The sequence below is a fragment of the Cumulibacter manganitolerans genome (assembly GCF_009602465.1).
GTDB lineage: Bacteria > Actinomycetota > Actinomycetes > Mycobacteriales > Antricoccaceae > Cumulibacter > Cumulibacter manganitolerans.
This window is the reverse complement of the sequence record NZ_WBKP01000048.1, coordinates 1-24,098: the sequence shown is the minus strand read 5'-3', so window position 1 is coordinate 24,098 and position 24,098 is coordinate 1. Positions and strand designations below refer to the sequence as shown.

33 protein-coding genes and 1 pseudogene are annotated in these 24,098 nt (G+C 69.8%); 1 reads left to right on the top strand and 33 read right to left on the bottom strand.

Translation table 11 applies throughout. The annotated features are described in order from the left end of the window. Positions 1-31: 31 nt before the first annotated feature. From F8A92_RS14880 to F8A92_RS14725, 32 genes are all read right to left on the bottom strand, one after another. The gene (locus F8A92_RS14880; protein WP_153505958.1) at positions 32-775 is read right to left on the bottom strand and encodes an ABC transporter domain-containing protein; all 744 of its coding nucleotides are present in this window, start codon (positions 773-775) and stop codon (positions 32-34) included. After that, on the bottom strand, positions 768-2,408 hold the full coding sequence (cydD, locus tag F8A92_RS14875; RefSeq protein WP_153505957.1) for a thiol reductant ABC exporter subunit CydD: 1,641 nt from the start codon (positions 2,406-2,408) through the stop codon (positions 768-770). The genes F8A92_RS14880 and cydD overlap by 8 nt, the downstream gene beginning before the upstream one ends. After that, positions 2,408-3,475, bottom strand: a complete 1,068-nt coding sequence (cydB, locus tag F8A92_RS14870) for a cytochrome d ubiquinol oxidase subunit II (protein ID WP_153505956.1) — start codon at positions 3,473-3,475, stop codon at positions 2,408-2,410. The genes cydD and cydB overlap by 1 nt, the downstream gene beginning before the upstream one ends. A 20-nt stretch (positions 3,476-3,495) precedes the next feature. Continuing rightward, entirely contained in the window at positions 3,496-4,950 is a 1,455-nt protein-coding gene (locus F8A92_RS14865; RefSeq protein ID WP_153505955.1) for a cytochrome ubiquinol oxidase subunit I, read from the bottom strand. Positions 4,951-5,068: 118 nt separating this feature from the next. Next, entirely contained in the window at positions 5,069-5,761 is a 693-nt protein-coding gene (locus F8A92_RS14860; protein WP_153505954.1) for a hypothetical protein, read from the bottom strand. A gap of 70 nt (positions 5,762-5,831) precedes the next feature. Next, the gene (locus tag F8A92_RS14855; RefSeq protein ID WP_153505953.1) at positions 5,832-7,100 is read right to left on the bottom strand and encodes an ABC transporter substrate-binding protein; all 1,269 of its coding nucleotides are present in this window, start codon (positions 7,098-7,100) and stop codon (positions 5,832-5,834) included. 134 nt (positions 7,101-7,234) lie between these two features. Then, positions 7,235-8,101, bottom strand: a complete 867-nt coding sequence (gene map / locus F8A92_RS14850) for a type I methionyl aminopeptidase (protein ID WP_153505952.1) — start codon at positions 8,099-8,101, stop codon at positions 7,235-7,237. A gap of 5 nt (positions 8,102-8,106) precedes the next feature. Then, positions 8,107-8,688, bottom strand: coding sequence for an adenylate kinase (locus F8A92_RS14845; RefSeq protein ID WP_153505951.1), 582 nt, complete (start codon positions 8,686-8,688; stop codon positions 8,107-8,109). Continuing rightward, positions 8,688-9,998, bottom strand: a complete 1,311-nt coding sequence (gene secY / locus F8A92_RS14840) for a preprotein translocase subunit SecY (RefSeq protein ID WP_153505950.1) — start codon at positions 9,996-9,998, stop codon at positions 8,688-8,690. Before secY ends, F8A92_RS14845 begins: the two co-directional genes overlap by 1 nt. Before the next feature lie 214 nt (positions 9,999-10,212). After that, positions 10,213-10,686, bottom strand: a complete 474-nt coding sequence (gene rplO / locus F8A92_RS14835; protein ID WP_153505949.1) for a 50S ribosomal protein L15 — start codon at positions 10,684-10,686, stop codon at positions 10,213-10,215. Positions 10,687-10,688: 2 nt separating this feature from the next. Then, positions 10,689-10,871: a 50S ribosomal protein L30 gene (rpmD, locus tag F8A92_RS14830; RefSeq protein WP_153505948.1), complete on the bottom strand. Its 183-nt coding sequence runs from the start codon at positions 10,869-10,871 to the stop codon at positions 10,689-10,691. Positions 10,872-10,876: 5 nt separating this feature from the next. After that, the gene (gene rpsE / locus F8A92_RS14825; RefSeq protein WP_153505947.1) at positions 10,877-11,479 is read right to left on the bottom strand and encodes a 30S ribosomal protein S5; all 603 of its coding nucleotides are present in this window, start codon (positions 11,477-11,479) and stop codon (positions 10,877-10,879) included. Between the two features lie 37 nt (positions 11,480-11,516). Then, a complete protein-coding gene (rplR, locus tag F8A92_RS14820; protein WP_153505946.1) occupies positions 11,517-11,912 on the bottom strand; it encodes a 50S ribosomal protein L18 in 396 nt (131 codons plus the stop codon). Beyond that, positions 11,912-12,451, bottom strand: coding sequence for a 50S ribosomal protein L6 (gene rplF / locus F8A92_RS14815; protein WP_153505945.1), 540 nt, complete (start codon positions 12,449-12,451; stop codon positions 11,912-11,914). Before rplF ends, rplR begins: the two co-directional genes overlap by 1 nt. A gap of 12 nt (positions 12,452-12,463) precedes the next feature. Continuing rightward, positions 12,464-12,862, bottom strand: coding sequence for a 30S ribosomal protein S8 (rpsH, locus tag F8A92_RS14810; protein ID WP_153505944.1), 399 nt, complete (start codon positions 12,860-12,862; stop codon positions 12,464-12,466). A gap of 93 nt (positions 12,863-12,955) precedes the next feature. After that, positions 12,956-13,141 (bottom strand): type Z 30S ribosomal protein S14, encoded by a 186-nt coding sequence (locus F8A92_RS14805; protein WP_106849737.1) that lies wholly within the window; start codon positions 13,139-13,141, stop codon positions 12,956-12,958. A gap of 3 nt (positions 13,142-13,144) precedes the next feature. Further along, a complete protein-coding gene (gene rplE / locus F8A92_RS14800; protein ID WP_153505943.1) occupies positions 13,145-13,714 on the bottom strand; it encodes a 50S ribosomal protein L5 in 570 nt (189 codons plus the stop codon). Positions 13,715-13,717: 3 nt separating this feature from the next. Continuing rightward, positions 13,718-14,041 (bottom strand): 50S ribosomal protein L24, encoded by a 324-nt coding sequence (gene rplX, locus F8A92_RS14795; RefSeq protein WP_153505942.1) that lies wholly within the window; start codon positions 14,039-14,041, stop codon positions 13,718-13,720. 2 nt (positions 14,042-14,043) lie between these two features. Then, entirely contained in the window at positions 14,044-14,412 is a 369-nt protein-coding gene (gene rplN / locus F8A92_RS14790; protein WP_153505941.1) for a 50S ribosomal protein L14, read from the bottom strand. Positions 14,413-14,505: 93 nt separating this feature from the next. Continuing rightward, positions 14,506-14,820 (bottom strand): 30S ribosomal protein S17, encoded by a 315-nt coding sequence (gene rpsQ, locus F8A92_RS14785; RefSeq protein WP_153505940.1) that lies wholly within the window; start codon positions 14,818-14,820, stop codon positions 14,506-14,508. A gap of 3 nt (positions 14,821-14,823) precedes the next feature. Beyond that, the gene (rpmC, locus tag F8A92_RS14780) at positions 14,824-15,060 is read right to left on the bottom strand and encodes a 50S ribosomal protein L29 (protein ID WP_153505939.1); all 237 of its coding nucleotides are present in this window, start codon (positions 15,058-15,060) and stop codon (positions 14,824-14,826) included. Continuing rightward, the gene (rplP, locus tag F8A92_RS14775; protein WP_153505938.1) at positions 15,060-15,476 is read right to left on the bottom strand and encodes a 50S ribosomal protein L16; all 417 of its coding nucleotides are present in this window, start codon (positions 15,474-15,476) and stop codon (positions 15,060-15,062) included. Before rplP ends, rpmC begins: the two co-directional genes overlap by 1 nt. 3 nt (positions 15,477-15,479) lie before the next feature. After that, the gene (rpsC, locus tag F8A92_RS14770; RefSeq protein WP_153505937.1) at positions 15,480-16,376 is read right to left on the bottom strand and encodes a 30S ribosomal protein S3; all 897 of its coding nucleotides are present in this window, start codon (positions 16,374-16,376) and stop codon (positions 15,480-15,482) included. Continuing rightward, complete coding sequence (gene rplV / locus F8A92_RS14765) at positions 16,376-16,768, bottom strand: 50S ribosomal protein L22 (RefSeq protein ID WP_153505936.1); 393 nt, start codon at positions 16,766-16,768, stop codon at positions 16,376-16,378. The genes rpsC and rplV overlap by 1 nt, the downstream gene beginning before the upstream one ends. Positions 16,769-16,818: 50 nt before the next feature. Continuing rightward, complete coding sequence (rpsS, locus tag F8A92_RS14760; RefSeq protein WP_153505935.1) at positions 16,819-17,100, bottom strand: 30S ribosomal protein S19; 282 nt, start codon at positions 17,098-17,100, stop codon at positions 16,819-16,821. Between the two features lie 10 nt (positions 17,101-17,110). Continuing rightward, positions 17,111-17,944 carry a 50S ribosomal protein L2 gene (gene rplB / locus F8A92_RS14755; RefSeq protein ID WP_153505934.1) on the bottom strand — a complete coding sequence of 278 codons (834 nt, stop codon included), beginning with the start codon at positions 17,942-17,944 and terminating at the stop codon, positions 17,111-17,113. A gap of 45 nt (positions 17,945-17,989) precedes the next feature. Next, positions 17,990-18,286: a 50S ribosomal protein L23 gene (gene rplW, locus F8A92_RS14750; RefSeq protein WP_153505933.1), complete on the bottom strand. Its 297-nt coding sequence runs from the start codon at positions 18,284-18,286 to the stop codon at positions 17,990-17,992. A 3-nt stretch (positions 18,287-18,289) separates the two neighbouring features. Next, a complete protein-coding gene (gene rplD, locus F8A92_RS14745) occupies positions 18,290-19,027 on the bottom strand; it encodes a 50S ribosomal protein L4 (RefSeq protein WP_153505932.1) in 738 nt (245 codons plus the stop codon). Next, on the bottom strand, positions 19,027-19,701 hold the full coding sequence (gene rplC, locus F8A92_RS14740; protein WP_153505931.1) for a 50S ribosomal protein L3: 675 nt from the start codon (positions 19,699-19,701) through the stop codon (positions 19,027-19,029). The genes rplD and rplC overlap by 1 nt, the downstream gene beginning before the upstream one ends. A gap of 80 nt (positions 19,702-19,781) precedes the next feature. After that, positions 19,782-20,087 (bottom strand): 30S ribosomal protein S10, encoded by a 306-nt coding sequence (rpsJ, locus tag F8A92_RS14735; protein ID WP_003938093.1) that lies wholly within the window; start codon positions 20,085-20,087, stop codon positions 19,782-19,784. A gap of 620 nt (positions 20,088-20,707) precedes the next feature. Beyond that, positions 20,708-21,244 carry an AMIN-like domain-containing (lipo)protein gene (locus F8A92_RS14730; protein ID WP_194291515.1) on the bottom strand — a complete coding sequence of 179 codons (537 nt, stop codon included), beginning with the start codon at positions 21,242-21,244 and terminating at the stop codon, positions 20,708-20,710. Positions 21,245-21,547: 303 nt separating this feature from the next. Next, positions 21,548-22,543, bottom strand: coding sequence for a DUF2726 domain-containing protein (locus tag F8A92_RS14725; protein ID WP_153505930.1), 996 nt, complete (start codon positions 22,541-22,543; stop codon positions 21,548-21,550). A 204-nt stretch (positions 22,544-22,747) separates the two neighbouring features. Between F8A92_RS14725 and F8A92_RS14720 the strand changes: the two genes are divergently transcribed. Then, positions 22,748-23,938, top strand: a complete 1,191-nt coding sequence (locus tag F8A92_RS14720) for an MFS transporter (RefSeq protein WP_194291514.1) — start codon at positions 22,748-22,750, stop codon at positions 23,936-23,938. On the opposite strand, the pseudogene F8A92_RS18655 reads toward F8A92_RS14720, so the two are convergent. After that, a pseudogene (locus tag F8A92_RS18655) lies at positions 23,857-24,098 on the bottom strand (hypothetical protein); the annotation flags it as partial. The gene F8A92_RS14720 and the pseudogene F8A92_RS18655 overlap by 82 nt on opposite strands.

The window sequence follows — 24,098 nt, the reverse complement described above, 5'->3', positions numbered from 1 at the left end:
AGACCCATCGCCGTGCTCATGGCCTTCTCGCCTACGGCGCCGATGGACATCCGCAGCGGCGCGAGCTGCCGCGCGAGGCCAGCCGCTGCTCCCGGTCGTCCAGCTCCGCGAGGCGGGCGACCCACGAGCCGCGCAGCGCCCGCAGCCCGGGATCGCTGGCCGCGAGCACCGACTCCGCGACGAGCGCCGAACGGCGGGCGCGGACCTCCCGCACGGCGGACGCGTCCCGGACCTCGCCGCGCCAGACGAGCGCCGGCCCGACGACCATGGCCAGCAGCGCCGCAGCGAGCAGCAGCGCGCCCGCCGCGGGCAGGATCAGGAACGCGGTCAGCACCGCGCCGCCGGTCACCAGCGCGATCGAGGCGAGCGGCAGGACGACGCGGGTGATCAGGTCGGCGAGCGCGTCAACGTCCGCGATCAGCCGGTCCAGCAGGTCGCCGCGTCGCCAGACGGGCCCGATGGGGGCGATCCGTTCGAGCCGGCGGTACACGCCGAGCCGCAGCGAGCGGAGCGCGTCGAAGGCGACGTCGTGCGACAGCAGCCGTTCGGCGTACCGGAAGGCGCCGCGGCTGATGCCGAAGAACCGGACGCCGACCACGGCCACCATCAGCCACAGCACCGGCGGGTGGAACGACGCGCGCACGATCAGCCAGGCGGATACGCCGAGCAGCGCGACGCTCGCGCCGCTGGCGCAGGCGGCGAGCAGGACGACCGCGGCGAGGCGGGCACCCGACGGGCGGGACATCCGCAGCAGCCGGACCTCCGGGCTAGGCATCGACGGTGCCCACCTCGACGATGTGGTCGGCGTAGGCCGCGACCTGCTCACGGTGGCTGGCGATGACGACCGTGCGGCCGTCGAGCATCGAGGAGACTCGATGCAGCAGCTCGCGCTCGGTCGCCTCGTCGAGGGCGGACGTGGGCTCGTCGAGCAGCAGCACCGGGGCGTCGGCGGCGATCGCCCGCGCGATCGCCAACCGCTGCCGCTGGCCCTGCGACCAGTCCGCCGCACCGTCGCCGAGCACGGTCGCGGCGCCGGCCGGAAGCGCGTCGACCACCTGGTCCAGGCAGGCGGCGTACAGCGCGCGGTCGACCTCCCCGTCGCTGGCGCCCGGCGCCAGCGCGCGCACGTTGTCGGCGATCGACCCCGCGAGCAGGTGGGGTGCCTGGCCGACGTACGCGACGGAGCGCGCGAGCTCGTCCTCGGCGACGGCCGAGAGCGCCACGCCGTCGATGCGCACGTCCCCAGCGGACGGCGCGAGCAGCCCGGCGAGGACGTTCAGCGCGGTGGTCTTCCCGGCGCCGGACGGGCCGCGCAGCAGCGTCACCTCGGCCGCGGGCGCGGTGAGGTCCGGCAGCGCCACGTCGTCCCGGTCGGCGCCGAAGCCCACCCGCACGCCGCGCAGCGTCAGCTCGGGGGCGCGGCGCGGCAGCGGGCGGTCGCCGCGCGCGGGCACCGGCTCGTCCAGGATCGCGAAGATCCGTTCCGCAGCGGTGAGCCCGTCGACGCTGGAGTGGAAGTGCGTGCCGACGGCCCGTAGCGCGAGGTAGGCCTCCGGGATCACCAGCAGCACGGTCAGCGCCGGCTCGAGCTCGACGGTGCCCGCGGCCAGCCGCAGCCCGATCGTCACGGCGACCAGCGCGACCGACAGCGTGGCCAGCAGCTCGAGGGCGAACGAGGACAGGAACGCGATGCGCAGCGTCTGCATGGTCGCCTGCTTGTGCCGCCGGTCGGCCTGCGCGATCAGCTCGCCCTGGGCGCGGCCGCGTCCGTAGGCCTTCAGGGTGGCCAGGCCGGTGACGACGTCGACGAACCGGTGCGCGAGCACCTCGAGCCGCCGCAGCTGGCGGCGGGTGCGCTGCTGGGTGTACAGCCCGATCAGCGCCATGAACAGCGGGATCAGCGGCAGCGTCACGATGGCGACGATCGCCGACGGGAGGTCGATCCAGCCGACATAGGCGACGACGCCGGCGGGAACGACGGCGGCGATGACCAGCTGCGGCAGGTACCGGGCCGCGTAGCTCTCCAGCCCGGCGACGCCGGTGGTGGCCAGCGTGATCAGGCTCGAGGGGCTGCGGCGTACGGCGACGCCGCGGTCCTCGGTCACGACGCGGTCGAGCAGCGCCCGGCGCAGCTGCCCGGTGAGCGCCACCGCGAGCCGGCGGGGAAAGAGCTCCCCCGCCCAGGCGAACAGCACCCGCGCGGCGACCCAGAGCCCGAGGAGGGCCGTGGCGCCGGTCAGCTGCGCCACGGGGGTGCCGTGCCGGATCGCGGCGGCGATGAGGTGCGCGAGGGTGGCCGAGTAGCCGATGGTGGCGACCGCCGTGCCGACCCCGACCACGACCGCTCCGCCGAGGAGCGCCCGGGTAGCGGCGGCGTGCCGCAGCAGCCGCGGGTCGAGCGGTTTCATCAGCCGCGGTCGGGCACGAGCCCGGCGTCCGCCGCCACGTCCTCCCGGGGCCGATCGGCCGGGATGCTGCGACGGCTGATCCGCTTGCGGAACACCCAGTACGTCCACGCCTGGTAGGCCAGCACGACCGGCGTCATGATGCCGGCGACGATCGTCATCACCTTGAGGGTGTACGGCGAGGACGCCGCGGCCTGGGCGGTGAGGTCGTGCGCGCCGTCGATGTCGGGCAGCACGTTCGGGTAGAGGCTCACGAACAGGCCGAGCACGAGCGCGGCGATGGTGACGCCGAGCAGGGTGAACGCCCACCCCTCGCGGCCACGGTGGATCATCGCCAGCGCCGCGATCATCGCGACGGCGGCGATCGCGAGCAGGACGACCGACGCGACGGTGCCGTGCTCGGCCGCCGTCCACACGATGAACGCGGCGGCCAGCAGCAGGGCGACGATCCCGAGCCGCTTGGCGAACGCCTCCGCGCGCTGCTTCATGTCGCCGGTCGTCTTCAGCGCGAGGAAGACAGCCCCGTGCAGGAGGAACACCGTCAGGGTGACCAGGCCGCCGAGCAGCGCGTACGGGTTGAGCAGGTTGAAGAACCCGCCTGTGTAGTCGATGTGGTCGTTGGCGTTCAGCCCGAGCGGCACGCCGCGCAGGATGTTCGCGAACGCCACGCCCCACAGGATCGCCGGCACCCACGACCCGACGCCGCTGCACAGGTCCCAGCCGCGCTTCCACCGGGCGTCGTTGCCGTGCTCGCCCTTCCCGCGGTACTCGAAGGCGACGCCGCGCAGGATCAGCGCGACGAGGATGATCAGCAGCGGCAGGAAGAAGCCGGAGAACAGCGTCGCGTACCAGAGCGGGAAGGCGGCGAACGTCGCCCCGCCGGCGGTCAGCAGCCACACCTCGTTGCCGTCCCAGACCGGCCCGATCGTGTTGATCATGACCCGGCGGTCACGCTCGTCCCGGCTCAGGATGGGCAGCAGCATCCCGACGCCGAAGTCGAAGCCCTCGAGGAAGAAGTAGCCGATCCACAGGACCGCGATCAGGTAGAACCAGAAGTCGACGAGTGTCATGGTGATGAGTCCTCTTGTCTCTAGTACGCGAACGACATCGGACGGTTCGCGTCCTCGTCGTCGTCGTCGAAGTCGTCGTCCTCGTCGTCCATGCCGGGCAGCAACGGCTTCGGCTCGAGCGCGGCCAGCGTCTCCTCCGGTGACGGCGGGCCGATGCGGGCGTACTTCACCATCAGCTTGACGTCGACCACGGCCAGCGCGCCGTACAGCAGCGTGAGGGTGATCAGCCCGGTGAGCGCCTCGCCGGCGGAGACCGAGGTGGAGATCGAGTCCTGCACCTTCAGCAGGCCGAACACCGCCCACGGCTGGCGGCCCATCTCGGTGAAGATCCAGCCGAAGGAGTTGGCCAGGAACGGGCAGGCGATCGCGAGGACGGCTCCGCGCACCAGCCACCTGCCGGTCGGCACCGCGCCGCGGCGCGTCGACCACAGCGCCCACGCGGCCCACAGCGCGGCCAGCACACCGAAGCCGATCATCAGGCGGAACGACCAGTAGGTCACCGGAATGTTGGGCGAGTAGTCGCCGGCGCCCCACTTCGCGAGGTAGTCGCGCTGCAGGTCGTTGATGCCCTCGACCTCGCCGTTGAACGAGCCGGTCGCCATGAACGACAGCAGGTTGGGGACCCGGATGGAGAAGAGCTCCTTGGAGCCGTCCAGGCTGCCGATGGTGAACACCGAGAAGCCAGCCCCGGACCTCGTGTTGTACAGCGCCTCCGCGGCGGCCATCTTCATCGGCTGGGTCGCCGTCATCACGCGGGCCTGCAGGTCCCCGGAGATCGCGGTGCCGAGGCCGCCGACGAGCACCGCCCAGGCACCGAGCTTCAGCGTGGGTCGGAAGACGTCGACGAAGCGCCCGCGCGCGAGGTACCAGGCGCTCACGCCGGCCATCACGGTGCCGCCGGTCATCAGCGCGGCCGTGATCACGTGCGGGAAGGTGACCAGCTGGACCGGGTTGGTCAGCACCTTGGCGATGGAGGTGAGCCGCGGCGTGCCGTTCTCGTCGATGCGCAGGCCCACCGGGTTCTGCATCCACGAGTTGGCGGCGAGAATGAAGTACGCCGACAGCATGGTGCCGATCGAGACCAGCCAGATCGCCGCGTTGTGCAGCCGCGGCGACAGCCGCCCCCAGCCGAAGATCCACAGGCCGAGGAACGTCGACTCGAGGAAGAACGCCAGCAGCGCCTCCATGGCCAGCGGCGCACCGAAGATGTCACCGACGAACCGGGAGTACTCCGACCAGTTCATGCCGAACTGGAACTCCTGGACGATGCCGGTCACGACGCCGATCGCGAAGTTGATCAGGAACAGCTTTCCGAAGAACTTCGCGCCGCGCAGGTACTGCAGCTTGCCGGTGCGGTTGTAGGCGGTCTGCAGCCCGGCGATGAGCGGTGCGAGCCCGATCGTCAACGGCACGAACAGGAAGTGGTAGACGGTGATGATGCCGAACTGCCACCGGTCGATTAGCTCTGCGCTCACCGAGGGACTCCGTATCTGGAAACGACGCTAGAGGTGCGTCATCATGGTTTCCCTCACCGAATCCTCACACTAGGGACCATCGTCCCGGGGCCCGCGTGAGACCCCGCACAGCGCCCGGTCAGTCGCCGAGCGCGACCGTCGCCAGCGCGCCGAGCTGCTCGAAGCCGAGCGAGTGGGCGAGGTCGGCGCCCTCGTTGGAGCCGATCCGCAGCTGAGGGATCAGGCCGTCGTCCAGCGCGTCGTGCATCGCCACCGCGGCGGCCACCTCGATGGCGCCGCTGCCCCGGGCGTCGATCGCCTGGGCGAGCACGAGATCGGCGATGATGCCCTGCTGGGCGGAGTAGGCCGCCACCGCGCCCGGGCGGTCGTCCTCGCCGAGCAGCACGAAGACCCGCTCGCGGGTCGCCAGGTCGTCGGGGTCCACGTCGTCCGGCGCACACCGGGCGAGCAGGTCGCGCACCGCCTCCGGGTCGTCGGTGACCCGCGCCTGCTCGAGCGACTCGTCGGCGACGTACTCGTCGGCGTACAGCAGCGCGCTGACGCGGGTGCCGCGCGGCGCGTGGTCCTTGGCCAGCGCGAGCAGGGCGTGCACCTCCAGCAGCGCCTCGTCGGCGTAGTCCTCGGCGCCCTCGACCGCCCATCGCGGGCCGTGCAGGAGGGTGCGGCCGAGCAGCGCGACGACGGTCACCGCCTGGGCCGCGTCGTCGGCGGCCGCGATGCGACCGCTGCCGACGGCGAACGCGTCGTCCGCCAGCCCGCAGGTGCGGGCCCAGGCCATGGCAATGATCGCTTGGGTGTTGTCGTCGAGCACCCCCTGACAATACGAGGGCGGGGCCTCGATTCCTCGAAGCCCCGCCCTGCGGTCGATCGGTGCGCCGTCGCTACTTCTGGTACGGCGTCTTGTACTCCTTGGCCTCCTTGGAGACCGTCAGCTTGGAGATCTCCTTCAGGCCACCCGGCGCCTGCGCGTCGACCTGCGCGACGAGCGTCTCGCGGGTCGGCGGGGCGCCCGGATCCGAGAAGTCCAGCACGCCGCTCAGGCCGGTCTCCAGCGAGGTGACCTTCTTGCGCGCCTCGACGAGGCCCTTGCGGGTCATGTCGCCGTCGTCGCAGGCCTGCTTGAGGATCGCGCCCCAGGCGAGCCCGGACAGGTAGCCGGTGATGACCGACTGGGCGGGGGCGTCCTGGATGCCGGCGGCCGCCCACTGCTCACGCAGCTTGGCGACGGCCTCGACGTCGGAGTTCCAGACGTGGGCGGCGGGGATGAAGTAGAAGTTGCTCTGCAGCGCGTCGATGACCTGCTGGTCGCTGAGCATCGAGGGCTGGAACGCGGAGTTGAAGCCGACCAGCGGCACCGCGAGCCCCTGACCCTTCATCTGGACGGCCGTGGAGGCGGTCGCGGCCGGCGGCATCGCGATGTAGACCAGGTTCACGCCCTGGGACTTGAACTTGGTGACCGTGGCGGTCATGTCGGTGTCGGTCGGTGAGGCCGGCGCGCCGACGACCTCGATGTTGTGCTTCTTGGCGTACGCCTGGACGCCGGCGAAGGCGTTCTGGCCGGCCTCGTTCTGCAGGTAGATCGCGCCGATCTTGGCACCGTCGGCGAGCTTGCCCTGCTGCTGCAGGAAGGCCAGCCCGTTGATCGCCTCCACGTCGAACGTCGTGGTGACGCCGACCATGACGTCGCTGTCGAGGTTCTCCGAGGCGATGGTCGGCGACGAGCCCATCATCTGGTTGGCGATCATCTTCTGCTTCAGCGCGGCGAACACCGCCGAGCCGATGATCTGGATGAGACCGGCGCTCTTGGTCTGCAGGTCGTCGTACGCCGGGATCGCCGTGTCCGCCTTGTAGCTGGTGTCGCGGATGTCGAGCTTGATCTGGCGCCCGCAGATGCCGCCGGCCTGGTTGACCTGCTTCGCCCACAGCTCGTTGCCGTGCGTGACCAGCACCCCGCCGACCTTGAACGGGCCCGACGCGTCGGTGAGCGCGCCCAGCGTGATCTCGCTGTCGGTCACCCCGAAGTCGGTCTTCAGACCGTCCTTGCCCGCCCCGCCGGTGCTGCCGCCGGCCTTGGTCGAGCAGCCGGAGACGGCCAGCGCGAGCGCGACGCCGACTCCGACGGTGGTGGTGATGCGACGTGATGCAGACATGGTTGCCCTTCGTGAAGTGACGGTGCGTCAAAGTTGATTCGGCTGTCACTTTATCCTATAGAATCCCACGTCAAGGAACGGCGTCCCGAATACCGGATAAGCCCAGGTGGGGGCCGGGCGCCTCGTCGCTGCGCTCAGCCGGCGAGCGCGCTGACGGCGACGCCGCGCGCGCCCAGCGCCACGCGGCCGCCGTCCCGGGCGGTCAGCACCCACGGCCCGGACCCGGTGACGGCGTAGGAGTGCTCGAAGTGCGCGGCGGCCGACCCGTCCCGGGTGATCACCGTCCAGCCGTCGGCGAGCTCCCGGGTGTCGGGGTTGCCGAGGGTGAGCATCGGCTCGATGGCCAGCGCCATCCCGGGCCGCAGCCGCGGGCCCTTGCCGGGCCTGCCGTAGTTGAGGATGTGGGGATCCTGGTGCATCGCGGTGCCGATGCCGTGCCCGCCGTACTGCTCCACGATGCCGTACTCGCGGCCGTGCGCGGCGTCCCACTGCTCGACGCAGGCCTCGATGGCGTGCGAGATGTCGCTGAGCCGCGCCCCGGCCACGCCTGCGGCGATGCCGGCCCACATGGCGTCCTCGGTGACGGCCAGCAGCGCGGCGTGCTCGGCTGCGATGTCGCCCACGCCGACCGTGACGGCGGAGTCGCCGTGCCAGCCGTCGACGACGGCGCCGCAGTCGATGGACAGCAGGTCCCCGGCAGCGAGCTTCTTGTCCGGTCGCGGGATGCCGTGCACCACCTCGTCGTTGACCGACGCGCAGATCGACCCGGTGAACCCCTGGTAGCCGAGGAAGGACGGGGTGCCGCCGCCGTCGCGGATGACGGTCTCGGCGACGCGATCGAGCTCGGCGGTGCTGATGCCGGGCCGCACGGCGTCCCGCACGGCGTCGAGCGCGTCAGCGACCAGCAGCCCGGCCACGCGCATGGCCGCCAGCTCGTCGTCGGACTTGACCTCGATGGCGCGGCCGCGGGCGCGAGCCGCGAGCCCGCGCAGGAACGTCATCGCCGCTACGCGACGCCGAGCGCCTCGAGCGCGCGGTGGGTGATCTCGTCGACCTCGCCCACCCCGTCGATGCTGCGCAGCGCGCCGGTGGCGCGATAGAAGTCGACCAGCGGCGCGGTCTGCTCGGCGTACACCTGCAGCCGGTGGCGGACGGTCTCGGGGCGGTCGTCGTCGCGCTGCACCGCCTCGCCGTCGATCATCGTCACCCGGGACGACAGCCGCTCGATGATGTGCGCGTCGGGGACCTGGATCTCCAGCACCGCGTCCAGTGGACTGCCGGCCTTCGCCAGCAGCGCGTCGAGCGCCTCGGCCTGCGCGACCGTGCGCGGGAAGCCGTCGAGCAGGTAGCCGCCCGCGGCGTCCGGCTGGGCCAGCCGGTCCTCGACCATGGCGACCGTGACCTCGTCGGGCACCAGGTCGCCGGCGTCCATGTAGGTCTTGGCGAGCTTGCCCAGCTCGGTCCCCTGCCCCACGTTGGCGCGGAAGATGTCACCGGTGGAGATCTGCGGGATGCCGAGACGCCCGGTCAGCAGCTGAGCCTGGGTGCCTTTGCCCGCGCCGGGAGGGCCGAGGAGAACGATGCGCATCAGCGGAGGAACCCTTCGTAGTTACGTTGCTGCAGCTGGCTCTCGATCTGCTTTACGGTCTCCAGCGCCACGCCGACCAGGATCAGGACCGCCGTGCCGCCGAACGGGAAGTTCTGACCGTTAGCCGGGCCGGTGAGGCTCATCAGCAGGTTCGGCAGAATCGCGACGACACCAAGGTACAACGCGCCCGGGAGCGTGATGCGAGAGAGTACGTACTGCAGGTACTCCGCGGTGGGCCGGCCCGGACGGATGCCGGGGATGAACCCGCCGTAGCGCTTCATCTCGTCGGCCCGCTCCTCGGGGTTGAACGTGATGGCCACGTAGAAGTAGGCGAAGAAGATGATCAGCGCGAGGTACAGCACGATGTGCACCCAGCTGGACATGTTGATGACGTAGTCCTCGAAGAACCGCCGGATCGGGCCGGCCTTCGAGTTGCCCTGGAGTTGGGTGATCAGCTGCGGGATGTACAGCAGCGACGAGGCGAAGATGACCGGGATGACGCCGGCCTGGTTGACCTTCAGCGGCAGGTACGTCGACGTGCCGCCGTACATCTTGCGCCCGATCATCTTCTTGGCGTACTGCACGGGGATGCGCCGCTGCGCCTGCTCGACGAACACCACCGTCACGATCACGACCAGCGACAGCGCGATCATCGCCCACAGCACGATCTGGCCGCGGCTGGCGATGGAGGTGCCCTCGGCGGGGATGCGCGCGGCGATGGAGGTGGCCATCAGCAGCGACATGCCGTTGCCGATGCCCTTCTCGGTGATCAGCTCGCCGAACCACATGATCAGCGCCGTACCGGCGGTCATCGTGAGCACCAGCAGCGAGTACTGGAAGATCGAGTCCTTGTTCGCCAGGATGTCGCGGTCGCACTGGAACAGCTGTCCGGAGCGGGCGAGCGCGATGATGCCGGTGGCCTGCAGGACGCCGAGCGCGATGGTGAGGTAGCGGGTGTATTGCGTGAGCTTGTTCTGGCCGGACTGGCCTTCCTTCTTCAGCAGCTCGAACCGCGGGATCACGACGGTGAGCAGCTGGATGATGATGCTCGCGGTGATGTACGGCATGATGCCGAGCGCGAAGATCGACAGCTGCAGCAGCGCGCCTCCGGAGAACAGGTTGACCAGCGAGTAGATGTCGCCCTGGCCGCCTGCGGTCGCCTGCTTCACGCACTGCTTGATGTTGCCGAGCAGCACACCGGGCGACGGCACCTGGGCGCCGACGCGGTAGAGCGCCACGATCGCCAGCGTGAACAGAATCTTCTTGCGGAGGTCAGGCGTCTTCATCGCCGACCCGAACGCCTTGAGCACGCATCCTCCTGCGCTGGGGCCGCGGCGCGAGGTGCACGCCGGGCCTTCATCAAAAGTACTGCTTGGAATTTCAGCTACGGCCGCGACCGTACGCCGGACCAGGCCGCGCATCGAGCGAGCCAGCACTCGACTTTATCGCACGCCCCGGCCCCCGATACGCAGAACCCGCCCGCGCCCCGGTGGGGCACGAGCGGGCCTACGCGCTAGCGGTGCGTCACAGCTCGGTGACCGAGCCGCCCGCTGCCGTGATCTTGTCCTTCGCCGAGCCCGAGAAGGCGTGCGCGGTGACGTCGAGCTTGACGCCGCCGAGGTCGCCGGTGCCGAGCACCTTGACGAGCTGGCCCTTGCGGACGCCGCCCGCGGCGACCATGTCGTCGACGCCCACCTGGCCGCCCTGCGGGAACAGGGTGGCGAGCCGGTCGAGGTTGATGACCTGGTACGACGTGGCGAACCGGTTCTTGAAGCCCTTCAGCTTCGGCAGCCGCATCTGCAGCGGCGTCTGGCCGCCCTCGAAGCCCTGCCGCACCGTGTTGCGGGCGTGCTGGCCCTTGGTGCCGCGACCGGCCGTCTTGCCCTTGGAGCCCTCGCCGCGACCCACGCGGGTCTTGGCCTTGTGGGCGCCGGGGGCCGGACGGAGGTGGTGCACCTTGATCGGCGCGACGTCCTGGGTCTGGTTCTGCTCTGCCATGACTACTTCACTTCCTCAACGGCCACGAGGTGCGTGACCGTCTGGACCATGCCGCGGATCTCCGGGCGGTCCTCCTGGACGACGGTGTCGTTGATCCGCTTCAGGCCCAGGGCGCGCAGCGTGGCGCGCTGGTTGGGCTTCACGCCGATCGACGAGCGAAGCTGGGTGACCTTGATCTGTGCCATGTGGGTTACGCTCCCTGACCGGCGCGCGCCCGCAGCATGCCCGCAGGGGCGACGTCCTCGATCGGCAGGCCGCGGCGAGCGGCCACCTCCTCGGGACGCACGAGGCCCTTGAGAGCGGCCACGGTGGCGTGCACGATGTTGATCGGGTTGTCCGAGCCGAGGCTCTTGCTCAGGATGTCGCCGATGCCGGCGCACTCGAGGACGGCGCGGACCGGGCCACCGGCGATGACACCGGTACCGGGGCTGGCCGGCTTGAGCATGACGACGCCCGCGGCGGCCTCACCCTGGATCTGGTGCGGGATGGTCGAGGCGATCCGCGGAACCTTGAAGAAGTTCTTCTTGGCCTCCTCGACGCCCTTGGCGATCGCGGCCGGGACTTCCTTGGCCTTGCCGTAGCCGACACCGACGGTGCCGTCGCCGTCACCGACGACGACGAGCGCGGTGAAGCTGAAGCGGCGGCCGCCCTTGACGACCTTCGCTACGCGGTTGACCTTGATGACGCGCTCGAGGTGGTTGGACTTCTCCGCCTGAGCCTGGTTGTTGCGGCCGCCCTCGCGACGGTCCCGGCGATCGCCGGTGCCGCCGCCGCGACGCTGCTGTCCTGGCATTAGATGCTCTCCTTGAGGCAAAGAGTGGAGTTCTGCATTAGAAGTCGAGGCCCCCTTCGCGCGCCGCGTCGGCGAGCGCAGCGATCCGACCGTGGTACTTGTTGCCCGCACGGTCGAAGACGACGGCGGAGATGCCGGCGTCCTTGGCGCGCTGGGCGACCAGCTCGCCGACCTTCTTGGAGATCGCGCTCTTGTCGCCGTCCGAGGAGCGGACGTCGGCCTCGAGGGACGACGCCGACACGAGGGTCTTGCCCACGGTGTCGTCGACGATCTGCGCGACGATGTGCCGCGAGGACCGGGTGACGACCAGACGGGGGCGCTCGGTGGTGCCGGCGACCTTCTTGCGCAGCCGGAAGTGGCGGCGAGCCTTGGAGTTGCGGCGCTGCTGCGCCACACCACGACCGCCGGTACGTGCGATAGCGGACGATGCCATTACTTACCCTGCTTTCCGACCTTGCGGCGAACCTGCTCGCCCGCGTAACGAATGCCCTTGCCCTTGTACGGCTCCGGCTTGCGCAGCTTGCGGATGTTCGCGGCGACCTCGCCGACCTTCTGCTTGTCGATGCCGCTGACCGAGAACCGCGTCGGGGTCTCCACCGTGAAGGTGATGCCCTCCGGCGGCTCGATGACGACGGGGTGCGAGAAGCCGAGCGAGAAGTCGAGCGCGCTGCCCTTGGCGGTGACGCGGTAGCCGACGCCGACGATCTCGAGCTTCTTCTCGTAGCCGTCGGTGACGCCGATGACCATGTTGCTGATCAGCGAGCGCGACAGGCCGTGGCGGGCGCGGGACTCGCGCTCGTCATCGGGACGGCTCACGACGACCTGGCCCTCGTCGTTCTTCGCGACCTTGATCGGCGAGACGACGGTGTGCTTCAGCTCGCCCTTGGGGCCCTTGACTGTGATGTCCTGGCCCGCGATGGAGATGTCGACGCCGCTGGGGACGACGACCGGAAGACGACCAATACGTGACATGGTTACGCTCCCCTACCAGACGTACGCGAGGACTTCGCCGCCCACGCGCTGACGGGTCGCCTGCTTGTCGGTCAGCAGGCCGGACGACGTCGAGATGATGGCGATGCCGAGGCCGCCGAGCACCTTCGGGAGCTCGGTCGAGCGTGCGTACACGCGCAGACCGGGCTTCGAGATGCGCCGGACGCCGGCGATCGAGCGCTCACGGTTGGGGCCGTACTTGAGCTCGATCTTCAGCACCTTGCCCTTTTCGCCGTCGGTCACCTCGAAGGAGGCGATGTAGCCCTCCTGCTTGAGGATCTCGGCGATGTGGGTCTTGAGCTTGCTGTGCGGCATGACGACCTCGTCGTGGAACGCCGAGTTGGCGTTGCGCACGCGGGTGAGCATGTCCGCGATGGGATCCGTCATCGTCATTACAGATCCCGTCCCTTCGTGTTCTGCATCAGTGTGTTTACCCTTCTCGCCGCGGTTCCGGGTCGGGCCTTCGGCGAAGATTGCGGTGAAGTGTTACCAGCTGGACTTGGTGATACCGGGAAGCTCGCCCGCGTGCGCCATCTCCCGAAGGCAGATGCGGCACAGGCCGAACTTGCGGTACACCGAGTGCGGACGTCCGCACTTGTTGCACCGGGTGTAGGCGCGGACCGCGAACTTGGGCTTGCGGTTCGCCTTGTTGATCAGGGCCTTCTTAGCCATGGCTTAGTCCTCCTTGAACGGGAAGCCGAGTGCCTTGAGCAGGGCCCGTCCCTCTTCGTCGGTCTTGGCGGTGGTGACGACCGTGATGTCCATGCCGCGGACGCGGTCGATCTTGTCGATGTCGATCTCGTGGAACATCGACTGCTCGTTGAGACCGAAGGTGTAGTTGCCGTTCCCGTCGAACTGCTTGCCCGACAGCCCGCGGAAGTCGCGGATGCGCGGCAGCGCGAGGCTCAGGGTGCGGTCCAGGAACTCCCACATGCGGGTGCCGCGCAGCGTCACCTTGGCGCCGATGGGCTGTCCCTCGCGCAGCTTGAACTGCGCGATCGACTTCGTCGCGCGACGCAGCTGCGGCTTCTGGCCGGTGATGGCCGTCAGGTCGCGCAGCGCGCCGTCGATGAGCTTGGCGTCCTTGGCGGCGTCGCCGACACCCATGTTGACGACGACCTTGACGACGCGCGGGATCTGCATCGCGTTGCCGTAGCTGAACTGCTCGTTCAGCGCCGGCGCGATCTCGTCGTTGTAGCGAGTCTTCAGGCGCGGGGTGATGCGCTCGGGGGTCTCAGTAGTCATGGCTTAGAGGTCCTTGTCCTTGCCGGTGGCGCGCTTGGAGACGCGCACGTTGCGGCCGTCCTCGTCCTTGCGGTAGCCGACGCGGGTGGCCTTGCCGTCCTTGTCGACGACCATGACGTTGCTGACGTGGATCGCCGCCTCCTGGGTGACGATGCCGCCCTCCTGCGAGCCGCGCTGGCTGGCCTGCATCTTGGTGTGCCGCTTGACGCGGCCGACACCCTCGACGATGACGCGCTCACGCTCGGGGAAGGCCGCGATGACCTTGCCCTTGGCGCCCTTGTCCTTGCCGGAGATGACCAGAACGGTGTCGCCCTTCTTGACCTTCACGGTTACAGCACCTCCGGGGCGAGCGAGATGATCTTCATGTACTTCTTGTCGCGCAGCTCGCGCCCGACCGGGCCGAAGATGCGCGTGCCGCGAGGCTCGCCGTCCGGCTTGATCAGCACGGCGGCGTTCTCGTCGAACTTGATGTAGGAGCCGTCGGGACGACGCTTCTCCTTGACGGTGCGGACGATGACGCACTTGACGACATCGCCCTTCTTGACGCCGGCGCCGGGGATGGCGTCCTTGACGGTGGCGACGATGACGTCACCGATGCCGGCGTAGCGACGACCGGAGCCGCCGAGGACCCTGATGCACAGGATCTCCTTGGCTCCGGTGTTGTCGGCGACGCGAAGTCGCGACTCCTGCTGAATCACTTCTACTCCCAGTTGTCTGCTGGTTCTCGCCGGGGGCGAGCCTGGCCGAACGGATTGGATTGGTCGGCCGCCGAGGCGGCCGCGAGGTGGCGCTTAGCGGGCCTTCTCGATGATCTGGACCAGACGCCAGCGCTTGGTGGCGCTGAGCGGGCGGGTCTCCATCACGCGAACGCGATCGCCGATGCCGGCCTCGTTGTTCTCGTCGTGCACCTTCAGGCGCGAGCTGCGGCGCATGACCTTGCCGTAGAGCGCGTGCTTCACGCGGTCCTCGACCTGCACGACGATGGTCTTGTCCATCTTGTCGCTCACGACGAGCCCGCTGCGCACCTTGCGGTAGTTGCGGTCGCCGCCGTGGCCGACGGTCTTGTCGGTCGCCTCGTCGGGCGTCTCAATAACAGGTTCAGCCATTGCTTACTTCTCGCTGCTCTCGCTCGGGGCCGCCGCGAGACCGAGCTCGCGCTCACGCAGGATCGTGTAGATCCGGGCGATGTCGCTGCGGACGGCCTTCAGGCGCTTGTGGTTGTCAAGTTGGCCGGTCGCGACCTGGAAGCGCAGGTTGAACAGCTCTTCCTTCGACTCGCGCAGGCGAGTCTCGAGCTCGTCATCCTCGAGCTCGCGCAGGTCCGACGGCGTAGTTCCGACTGCCATTAGAACTCACTATCCCGCTTCACGATTCGGCACTTCATCGGGAGCTTGTGGATCGCGCGACGAAGTGCCTCGCGGGCGATCTGCTCATTGGGGTAGGTCATCTCGAACAGCACGCGGCCCGGTTTGATGTTGGCCACCCACCACTCGGGCGAGCCCTTGCCGGAGCCCATGCGGGTCTCGGCCGGCTTCTTCGTCAGCGGGCGGTCCGGGAAGATGTTGATCCAGACCTTGCCGCCACGACGGATGTGCCGGTTGATCGCGATACGCGCCGACTCGATCTGACGGTTGGTGACGTAGGCCGGCTCGAGAGCCTGGATGCCGTAGTCACCGAACGTGACCCGGGTGCCACCCGAAGCGGCGCCCGTACGCGACGGGTGGTGCTGCTTGCGGTGCTTGACCCTGCGTGGGATAAGCATGTCTTACGCGTCCTTCTCAGTCTGTGCCTCGGCAGCCACCTCGGGCTGCGGGGCGGTGGCGTCGGCGACCGCCTGGTCGACGACGGCCTCGCCCGCGGGCTGGTCGGTCTCGGGGACGGCCACCGGCTCGGTAGCAGCCTGAGCCGCGGCGCGACCGGCCTCGGTCGAGACACCGGTGGTGCCCGACGAGCCCGAGCGGCGCGGACGGCGCTCCGGACGGCTGCGGCGGTGCTCGCGGAGGGCAGCCTCGGCGGCGTCGCGCTCGGCCTTGCTCTGCGTCACGTCGCCCTTGTAGATCCACACCTTCACGCCGATGCGGCCGAAGGTGGTGCGCGCCTCGTACATGCCGAAGTCGATGTTCGCGCGCAGCGTGTGCAGCGGGACGCGACCCTCGCGGTAGAACTCCGAGCGCGACATCTCGGCGCCACCGAGGCGGCCCGAGCACTGGATCCGGATGCCCTTGACGCCCTGCGCCTTCATCGCCGACTGCATCGACTTGCGCATCGCGCGGCGGAACGCCACGCGGCTGGAGAGCTGCTCGGCGACGCCCTGGGCGACCAGCTGAGCGTCCGCCTCGGGGTTCTTGACCTCGAGGATGTTCAGCTGGACCTGCTTGGCGGTGAGCTTCTCGAGCTCGCCGCGCAGCCGCTCGGCCTCGGCGCCGCGGCGTCCGATGACGATGCCCGGACGTGCGGTGTGGATGTCGACGCGCACCCGGTCACGCGTGCGCTCGATGTCCACCCGCGAGATCCCGGCGCGCTCCATGCCCGTGGTCATGAGCTTGCGGATCGCGACGTCTTCCTTGACGTAGTCGGCGTACTGCTTGTCGGCGAACCAACGGCTCTTCCACTCGGTGGTGATACCGAGGCGGAAGCCGTGGGGGTTGACCTTCTGTCCCACTAGCGGGCACTCCCCTTCTTGGAAGGCTTCGAGGCAACCGGTGCGACCTCGATCGTGATGTGACTGGTGCGCTTGCGGATCCGGAACGCGCGGCCCTGGGCGCGCGGGCGGAACCGCTTCATCGTCGGGCCCTCGTCGACGTACGCGCGGTGCACGACGAGCGAGTCGGCGTCGAGGCTGTGGTTCTCCTCGGCGTTGGCTACTGCGCTGGCCAGCACCTTGTACACCGGCTCACTGGCCGACTGAGGAGCGAACTGAAGCAGCGTGAGCGCCTCGGCCGTCGGCAGATCCCGGATGAGGTCGATGACACGACGCGCCTTCATCGGCGTGACGCGCACATGCTTGGCACGCGCGCGGACGACCTGGAGGTCGTCGCCTGCGGTGGCAGTCATTCGCTTATCCCCTTGCTGATTTCTCTACTGAATGCTTGATGACAGTGGCTCTAGCCGCGGCGCGACTTGCGGTCGTCCTTGACGTGCCCCTTGAAGGTGCGCGTCGGGGCGAACTCGCCGAGCTTGTGGCCGACCATGGACTCCGAAACGAAGACCGGCACGTGCTTGCGACCGTCGTGGACGGCGAAGGTGTGGCCGAGCATGTCGGGGATGATCGTGGAGCGACGCGACCAGGTCTTGATCACGTTCTTCGTGTTCTTCTCGTTCTGGGCGTCGACCTTCTTCAGCAGATGGTCGTCGACGAAGTAGCCCTTCTTGACCGAACGTGGCATCTCTTATTCCTTAACGCTTCTTGCCGGTACGGCGACGACGGACGATCAGCTGATCGCTTGGCTTGCGGCGGCGGGTGCGGCCCTCGGGCTTGCCCGCCGGGTTGACCGGGTGACGGCCACCGGAGGTCTTGCCCTCGCCACCGCCGTGCGGGTGGTCGACCGGGTTCATGGCGACACCGCGGACGGTCGGGCGCTTGCCCTTCCAGCGCATGCGGCCGGCCTTGCCCCAGTTGATGTTCGAGTGCTCGGAGTTGCCGACCTCGCCGACCGTCGCGCGGCAGCGCACGTCGACGTTGCGGATCTCGCCCGAGGGCATCCGCAGCTGCGCGTACGGGCCGTCCTTGGCGACGAGCTGCACGGAGGCGCCGGCCGAGCGGGCGATCTTCGCGCCGCCGCCGGGGCGCAGCTCGATCGCGTGCACGACGGTACCGGTCGGGATGTTGCGCAGGGGAAGGTTGTTACCCGGCTTGATGTCGGCTCCGACGCCGGACTCGACGGTCGCGCCCTGCGCGAGGCGCACCGGCGCCAGGATGTAGCGCTTCTCGCCGTCTGCGTAGTGCAGCAGCGCGATGCGAGCGGTGCGGTTGGGGTCGTACTCAATGTGTGCGACCTTGGCAGGAACGCCGTCTTTGTCCGCGCGGCGGAAGTCGATCAGTCGGTATGCACGCTTGTGCCCACCACCCTGGTGACGGGTGGTGACCTTTCCATGAGCGTTGCGGCCGCCCTTGTTGGTCAGCGGACGCACGAGCGACTTCTCCGGGGTGCTGCGGGTGATCTCTGCAAAGTCAGAGACGCTCGACCCGCGACGACCCGGAGTCGTCGGCTTGTACTTGCGGATGCCCATTGTGGTTTACCTATCTCGCTTCTTTGTTCGTTAGTTGGCGATCAGCTAGCTGACCGCGCCACCGAAGATCTCGATGCGGTCGCCCTCGGCGACGGTCACGATCGCGCGCTTGGTGTCCTTGCGCTTGCCGATTCCGTAGCGGGTGCGCTTGCGCTTGCCCTGGCGGTTGATGGTGTTCACCGACAGGACCTTGACGCCGAAGATCTGCTCCACGGCGATCTTGATCTGGGTCTTGTTCGCGTCCGGGTGGATGAGGAACGTGTACTTGTTCTCCTCGATCAGCCCGTAGCTCTTCTCCGAGATGACCGGAGCGAGCACTACGTCACGTGGGTCGGCAGCCATGCCTTACTTCTCCTCTTCGGTCTGCGCGTCGGCCTCGGCCTGGGCGCCCTCGGCGAGCGCCGCGTCGTCGACGACGACCTCGACCTCGCCGGCCCGACGACCGCCGGACAGGAACTCGTTCAGGCCGGTCTCGGTGAAGACCACCGCGTCCGCGACGAGCACGTCATAGGTGTTGAGCTGGTCGGCGACGAGCAGGTGCACGTTCGGCACGTTGCGCAGCGCGACCCAGCCGGCGAGGTCGTCGCGGTCGAGGACGACCAGGACGCGCTTGCGCAGGTTGGTCGCGATCTCGGTCGCGCGGGTCAGGATCGCCAGGGCGTCCTTGGTCTTGACGTTCTCCCCGTCGGAGAACTGCGAGACCACCGTGACCAGGCCGGCGCGGGCCCGGTCCGACAGCGCGCCGCGCAGGGCGGCGGCCTTCATCTTCTTGGGAGTCTTCTGCGAGTAGTCGCGCGGCGTCGGGCCGTGCACGACGCCACCGCCGGCGAAGTGCGGCGCGCGGGTCGAGCCCTGGCGGGCGCGGCCGGTGCCCTTCTGGCGGTACGGCTTCGCGCCGCCGCCGGAGACCTCGCCGCGGCCCTTGGCCTTGTGCGTGCCCTGGCGCTTGGCCGCCAGCTGCGCGACGACGACCTGGTGCATCAGCGAGATGTTGGCCTGCGCGTCGAAGATCTCCGCGGGGAGCTCGATCGAGCCGGTCTTGTTGCCCTCGGCTCCGAGGACGTCAACGGTCAGGTTGGTCATTAGTTGGCACCGCCCTTCGCGGCGTTCTTGACGGAGTTGCGCACGTAGACGACGCCCTTGGCGTTGCCCGGGATCGCACCCTTGATGAGCAGGAGGCCGCGGTCGGCGTCCACCCGGACGACCTTCAGGCCGAGCGTGGTGACGCGCTCGTTGCCCATGCGGCCGGCCATGCGCAGGCCCTTGAAGACGCGGCCCGGGGTGGCGCAGCCGCCGATCGAGCCGGGCTTGCGGTGGTTGCGGTGCGCACCGTGCGACGCCGACACACCGGCGAAGCCGTGGCGCTTCATGACGCCCGCGAAGCCCTTGCCCTTGCTGGTGCCGGTCACGTCGACCTCGGCGCCGGCCTCGAAGATGTCGAGGGTGATCTCCTGGCCGACCTCGTACGACGTGGCGTCGTCGGTGCGGATCTCGGTGATGTGGCGACGAGGGCTGACACCGGCCTTGGCGAAGTGCCCCTTCTGGGGCTGGTTGACCTTGCGCGGGTCGATCTCGCCGAAGCCGATCTGGATAGCCGAGTAGCCGTCGACATCGGGCTTGCGCACCTGGGTCACGACGCACGGGCCGGCCTTGACGACGGTCACCGGAATCATCCGGTTGTTCTCGTCGAAGACCTGGGTCATCCCCAGCTTCGTGCCAAGGACGCCGCTCTCGTTGCGGCTGTTCTTGCTGGTCATCTGCTTGCTGTCCCTACTGATTTCAGGTTGCTACTGCTTCGTGCCTGCTGGTCGTCCGGCGGACGCCGGCGGAAAGGCTGCTACTGGATGTTGACGTCGACGCTGGCCGGCAGGTCGATGCGCATCAGCGCGTCGACGGTCTTCGGCGTGGGGTCGAGGATGTCGATCAGCCGCTTGTGCGTGCGCATCTCGAAGTGCTCGCGCGAGTCCTTGTACTTGTGGGGCGAGCGGATGACGCAGTACACGTTCTTCTCAGTGGGCAGCGGCACCGGGCCGACCACGCGAGCGCCGGTGCGAGTCACCGTCTCGACGATCTTGCGCGCAGAGGCGTCGATCGCTTCGTGGTCGTAGGCCTTGAGCCGGATGCGGATCTTCTGTCCCGCCACGCTTGCCGTCCTTTTCATCTGCCCCGGTGTTGGGTCCCGAGGTATTGAGCTAGTGCTTGAAGTTGTCCTTGCTGGGGCTGATCCGGCACCACGTCGCAGTACCGCCGGTACCGAGATCAGCCATTCAGAGGCGCATGCCGGCGCCCGTGGGCGCTCATGCAGGCGAGATCGTGCATCCTCGCTGCCACTGTGAACATGTCTCGGTCCTCCGGTCCACGCGGCCGGGCGTGTCGCCCGTTCGCGGTGCTGTCCGGGGCAGGCTTCGCCCCGGATGCGGTCCGGATGCGCTCGCGTAGAGCGCCGTGCGGTGATGCTGCGTGCTGACACATCACGCTGCCGAGCGGGACGGCGCAGCGATGCGCACGCTCCCAAAAGGCAACCGTTCAAGTATGCCCTACGCCCGGGTGGGAGCACAAACGGGGCGCCGCCCCGGATGTGGTGAAGCCGGTCACGAGCAGCGGCTGCTCGTGACCGGCTTCGGGTGGACCCACCGGCGTGCGGTGGGTTGTGCCTCGCTCCTGCGTCCGGCGGTGGGTTGTGCCCCGCTATCGGGGGATTAGCGGGGTACAACCCACCGCGAGAGGACGGCGGCCAGCGGTGGTCGCCGTGCCGGACGGCGGTCACCAGTAGTGCGCGACGTCCAGCACGATGCGCGTCGGGCCGGTCAGCACGAAGACCCGGAACGGCAGTCGCGCGCGGACGCCGATGGCGATCGTCGTGTAGCCCTCGTAGCTGCCGCCCCAGGCGATCTGCCGGAGGGTCTGCCAGCCCGAGACGTTGACGAGGTTCGCCGGGTCGCTCGGGTGGTACGTCGAGGCGCCGCTGGAGCTGTACGCCGGGTCGAGGATCACGAGCTGGATGTAGGCGCCGCCCCTCAGCGGGATGGGCGCACCGCTGCCTTCGGCGGTCACCACGGGCACGTACCGCGCCTGATAGCCGTTGGCGCTGCCGCTGATGTCGACCACCACGCGGTCGTAGCAGGTGTGCCTGCCCGCCCGGACGTTCGTGATCGGCGCGCTCGACAGGGAGCCGCCGGCCTTCGGCAGCGATCCCCAGTAGATCCCGCAGTACGGCGCGGCCTGGGCCACCGCCGGCGTGATCAGGCCGATCCCGACAGCGGTGATCAGCGCCATGAGCCAGGTCAGAGTTCTACGCATCGCCCACACCCCCATGGTCCGCAGTGCGTCTACGTCGATTGAGAACCCGAGCCGGCGGGATGCCACCGGCAGTGGCCGAATCATTACCGAAACTTCCCCGACTCGTTGTCAGCGCCTTCGCCGCCCCGTTGTCAGCGCCTTCGCCCCCTATCGCGGTGGATCGCGCCCCGCTGTCCCGGCTGGCGGTGGCTTCTACCCCGCTATCGCGGCCCGAGCGGGGTAGAACCCACCGCGAGAGGCCAGGCCATCGCGAGGCCACGCCGTCGCGAGGTGGCACCGTTACGAGAGATCCGGGCGCGGCGGTCAGTAGAGCGTCAGGGGCTCCTCGCGCAGCCGGGCCGAGCGCACCAGGCGGGCGATCCGCTCGGGGGCGCCCTTGGCGATCGCTGCCGCGCGCCGACCGCGCGCCCAGGCCGAGAACGCCGCCGCGCCCAGGGCGAGCTCCGCCGCGTTGCACCGCACGTGCCCGAGCCCGAGGTCGTCGAGGACGGCGTCCTTGTGCGCGTCGCGGCTGCGCTGCGCGCTCGCGGCGTGGTGCTCGCCGTCGTACTCCACGACCAAGCCCGCGGACAGGTCGACGAGGTCGAGCTCCAGCGTGCCGCGCTCGAGGTGCAGCGTCGCGTTCGTCATCAGCCTGGCGGGCGGTACGTCGGCGTCCCGCACCCACCGCACCCGCAGGTCGGACTCGGCGAACGAGCGCGCGCGGCCGGTCGACAGCTCGACGGCCGAGCGCAGCTGCGGGTTGCCCTTGCCGTTCGGGTGTGCCGCGAGCATCGCGGCGAGCTGCTCGGGCGTCACGGGGTCCGTCGCGCCGGGCCACCGGGCCGCGTCGACGGACCCCGTCGCCGAGCGGACGCCGGTGGCGAACCGCGCCAGGTCGTACGCCGTCCGCGCCGGGCTGGTGACCCGGACGCCGTCCACGACGACCTGCTCGCCGGGCAGCAGGGTGCTGCGGCGCACCGCGAACCCCGCCGGGCTGCGGTGGTCGGCACGCGCGAGGTAGGCCGGCACCGGCTGTGCCGTCGGGCTCTGCATCGCGGGTCCGGCGTCGCGGAAGCCGAACGCGACGGCGGCCGCCCAGCCACCGATCACCGCCTCCTCGGGCAGCAGCGCGGCGAGCCGCTCGACCGAGACGTCGACGCCGTCGGCGGCGTACAGCCCGCGGGCGACGCGCAGCAGCCGGCCGTCCTCGAACATCCGGTGGGTGGCGCCGGCATCGAGCCACTGCCGGCGCGTCCCGAGGCCGTGCGCGGGCAGCCGGTCCAGCAGCAGGCGGACGTCGGAGGCATCTGATCTCACGCCGCCAGACTGACGCACGACACGGGCCCCGACCGGGTTGTCCACAGGACCGGCTCGCGCACGCGGCCGACCGCGCGCTCGCCGCCGGGCCGCCGGATGCGGTGGGTTCTGCCCCGCTGTGCCCTCTCGCGGTGGGAAGTACCCCGGTATCGGCCGCGCAGCGGGGTGAAAGCCACCGCCAGAGCGGCCGTAGGGTGGGACGACGTGCTACCTACCGCTGCCGGACGCCGGTCCGCGCCCGACGTACGCCGCTGGTGCGCGGCCATCGTGGTCATCTTCTTCGCCGGCGGCCTGGGCATGGCGTCGTACCTCTCGCGCATGCCGCACGTGCGGGACGTGCTGGCGGCGAGCACCGGGCAGCTGAGCCTGCTGGTCTTCGCGCTGTCGCTGGGGTCGATGACCGGGATGCTGGCCGCCAGCCACGTCGACGCGTGGCTGGGCCCGCGACGCTCGATGCTGGCGTTCGCGGTCGTCCAGCAGGGCGGCCTCGTGGTCGCGGCGGTCGGCACCGACGCCGGGTCGTACGCCGCGGTGGCGGCCGGGCTGGCGACGTTCGGGCTGGGCACCGGCATCGTCGACGTGGTGATGAACGTGAGCGCCGCGGCCGCCGAGCAGGCGCGCGGACGGACCGTCATGCCGGTCTTCCACGCGATGTTCAGCCTCGGCACCCTGGCCGGCGCCGGCATCGGCTCGCTGGCCGAGCGGTACGGCGTCTCGATGCTCGCCCACCTGGGCGGGATCGTGGCGCTCGACCTGCTCGCGGTCACCCTGACCAACCGCTGGGTGCCGCGGCCGGCGCCGCACGCGGACGAGCCGCAGGGCGTGCGCGCCCGGCTCAGCGCCTGGACCGATCGCGCCACGTTGCTCATCGGCGTGGTCGTGCTCGGCATGGCGCTGGCCGAGGGCAGCGCCAACGACTGGCTGGCGCTCACGATGGTGGACGGGCACGGCGTCGACAACTCCGCCGGCGCGGCCGCCCTCGGCGTGTTCCTGGGCGCCATGACGCTGGTGCGGCTGCTGGGCGTCCGGCTCATCGACCGCTACGGCCGGACGCCGGTGCTGCGGGTGTGCGCCGCGCTCGCCTTCGCCGGGCTGTCGCTGATGATCTTCGTCGACGATCCCGCGCTCGCCTTCGTCGGCGCCGGCGTCTGGGGCGCCGGCGCCGCGCTGGGCTTCCCGATCGGCATGTCCGCGGCGGCGGCGGACCCGCGCCGCGCGGCCGCGCGGGTCAGCGTCGTCTCCACGATCGGCTACCTGGCGTTCCTGGTCGCGCCGCCGGTGATCGGCTTCATCGGCGAGCACAGCAGCCTGCGTCAGGCGCTGCTGATCGTCCTGGTGGCGGTCGCGGCGGCCGGTCTGCTGAGCGGCGCGGTGCGCGAGCGGGCGGCGTCGTAGCGCCGGATCACCAGCGCCGCGACGGCGTCGTCGCAGCCGAGCGGCGCCGTGACGAGGTCCGCCCCGGCGTCCTGAAGCCGGTCGTGGAAGTGCCCGCGGCCGATCAGGTAGGACGCGACCGCGACCCGCGGCGCGGCGCTGCGCAACGCGGCGACGGCCT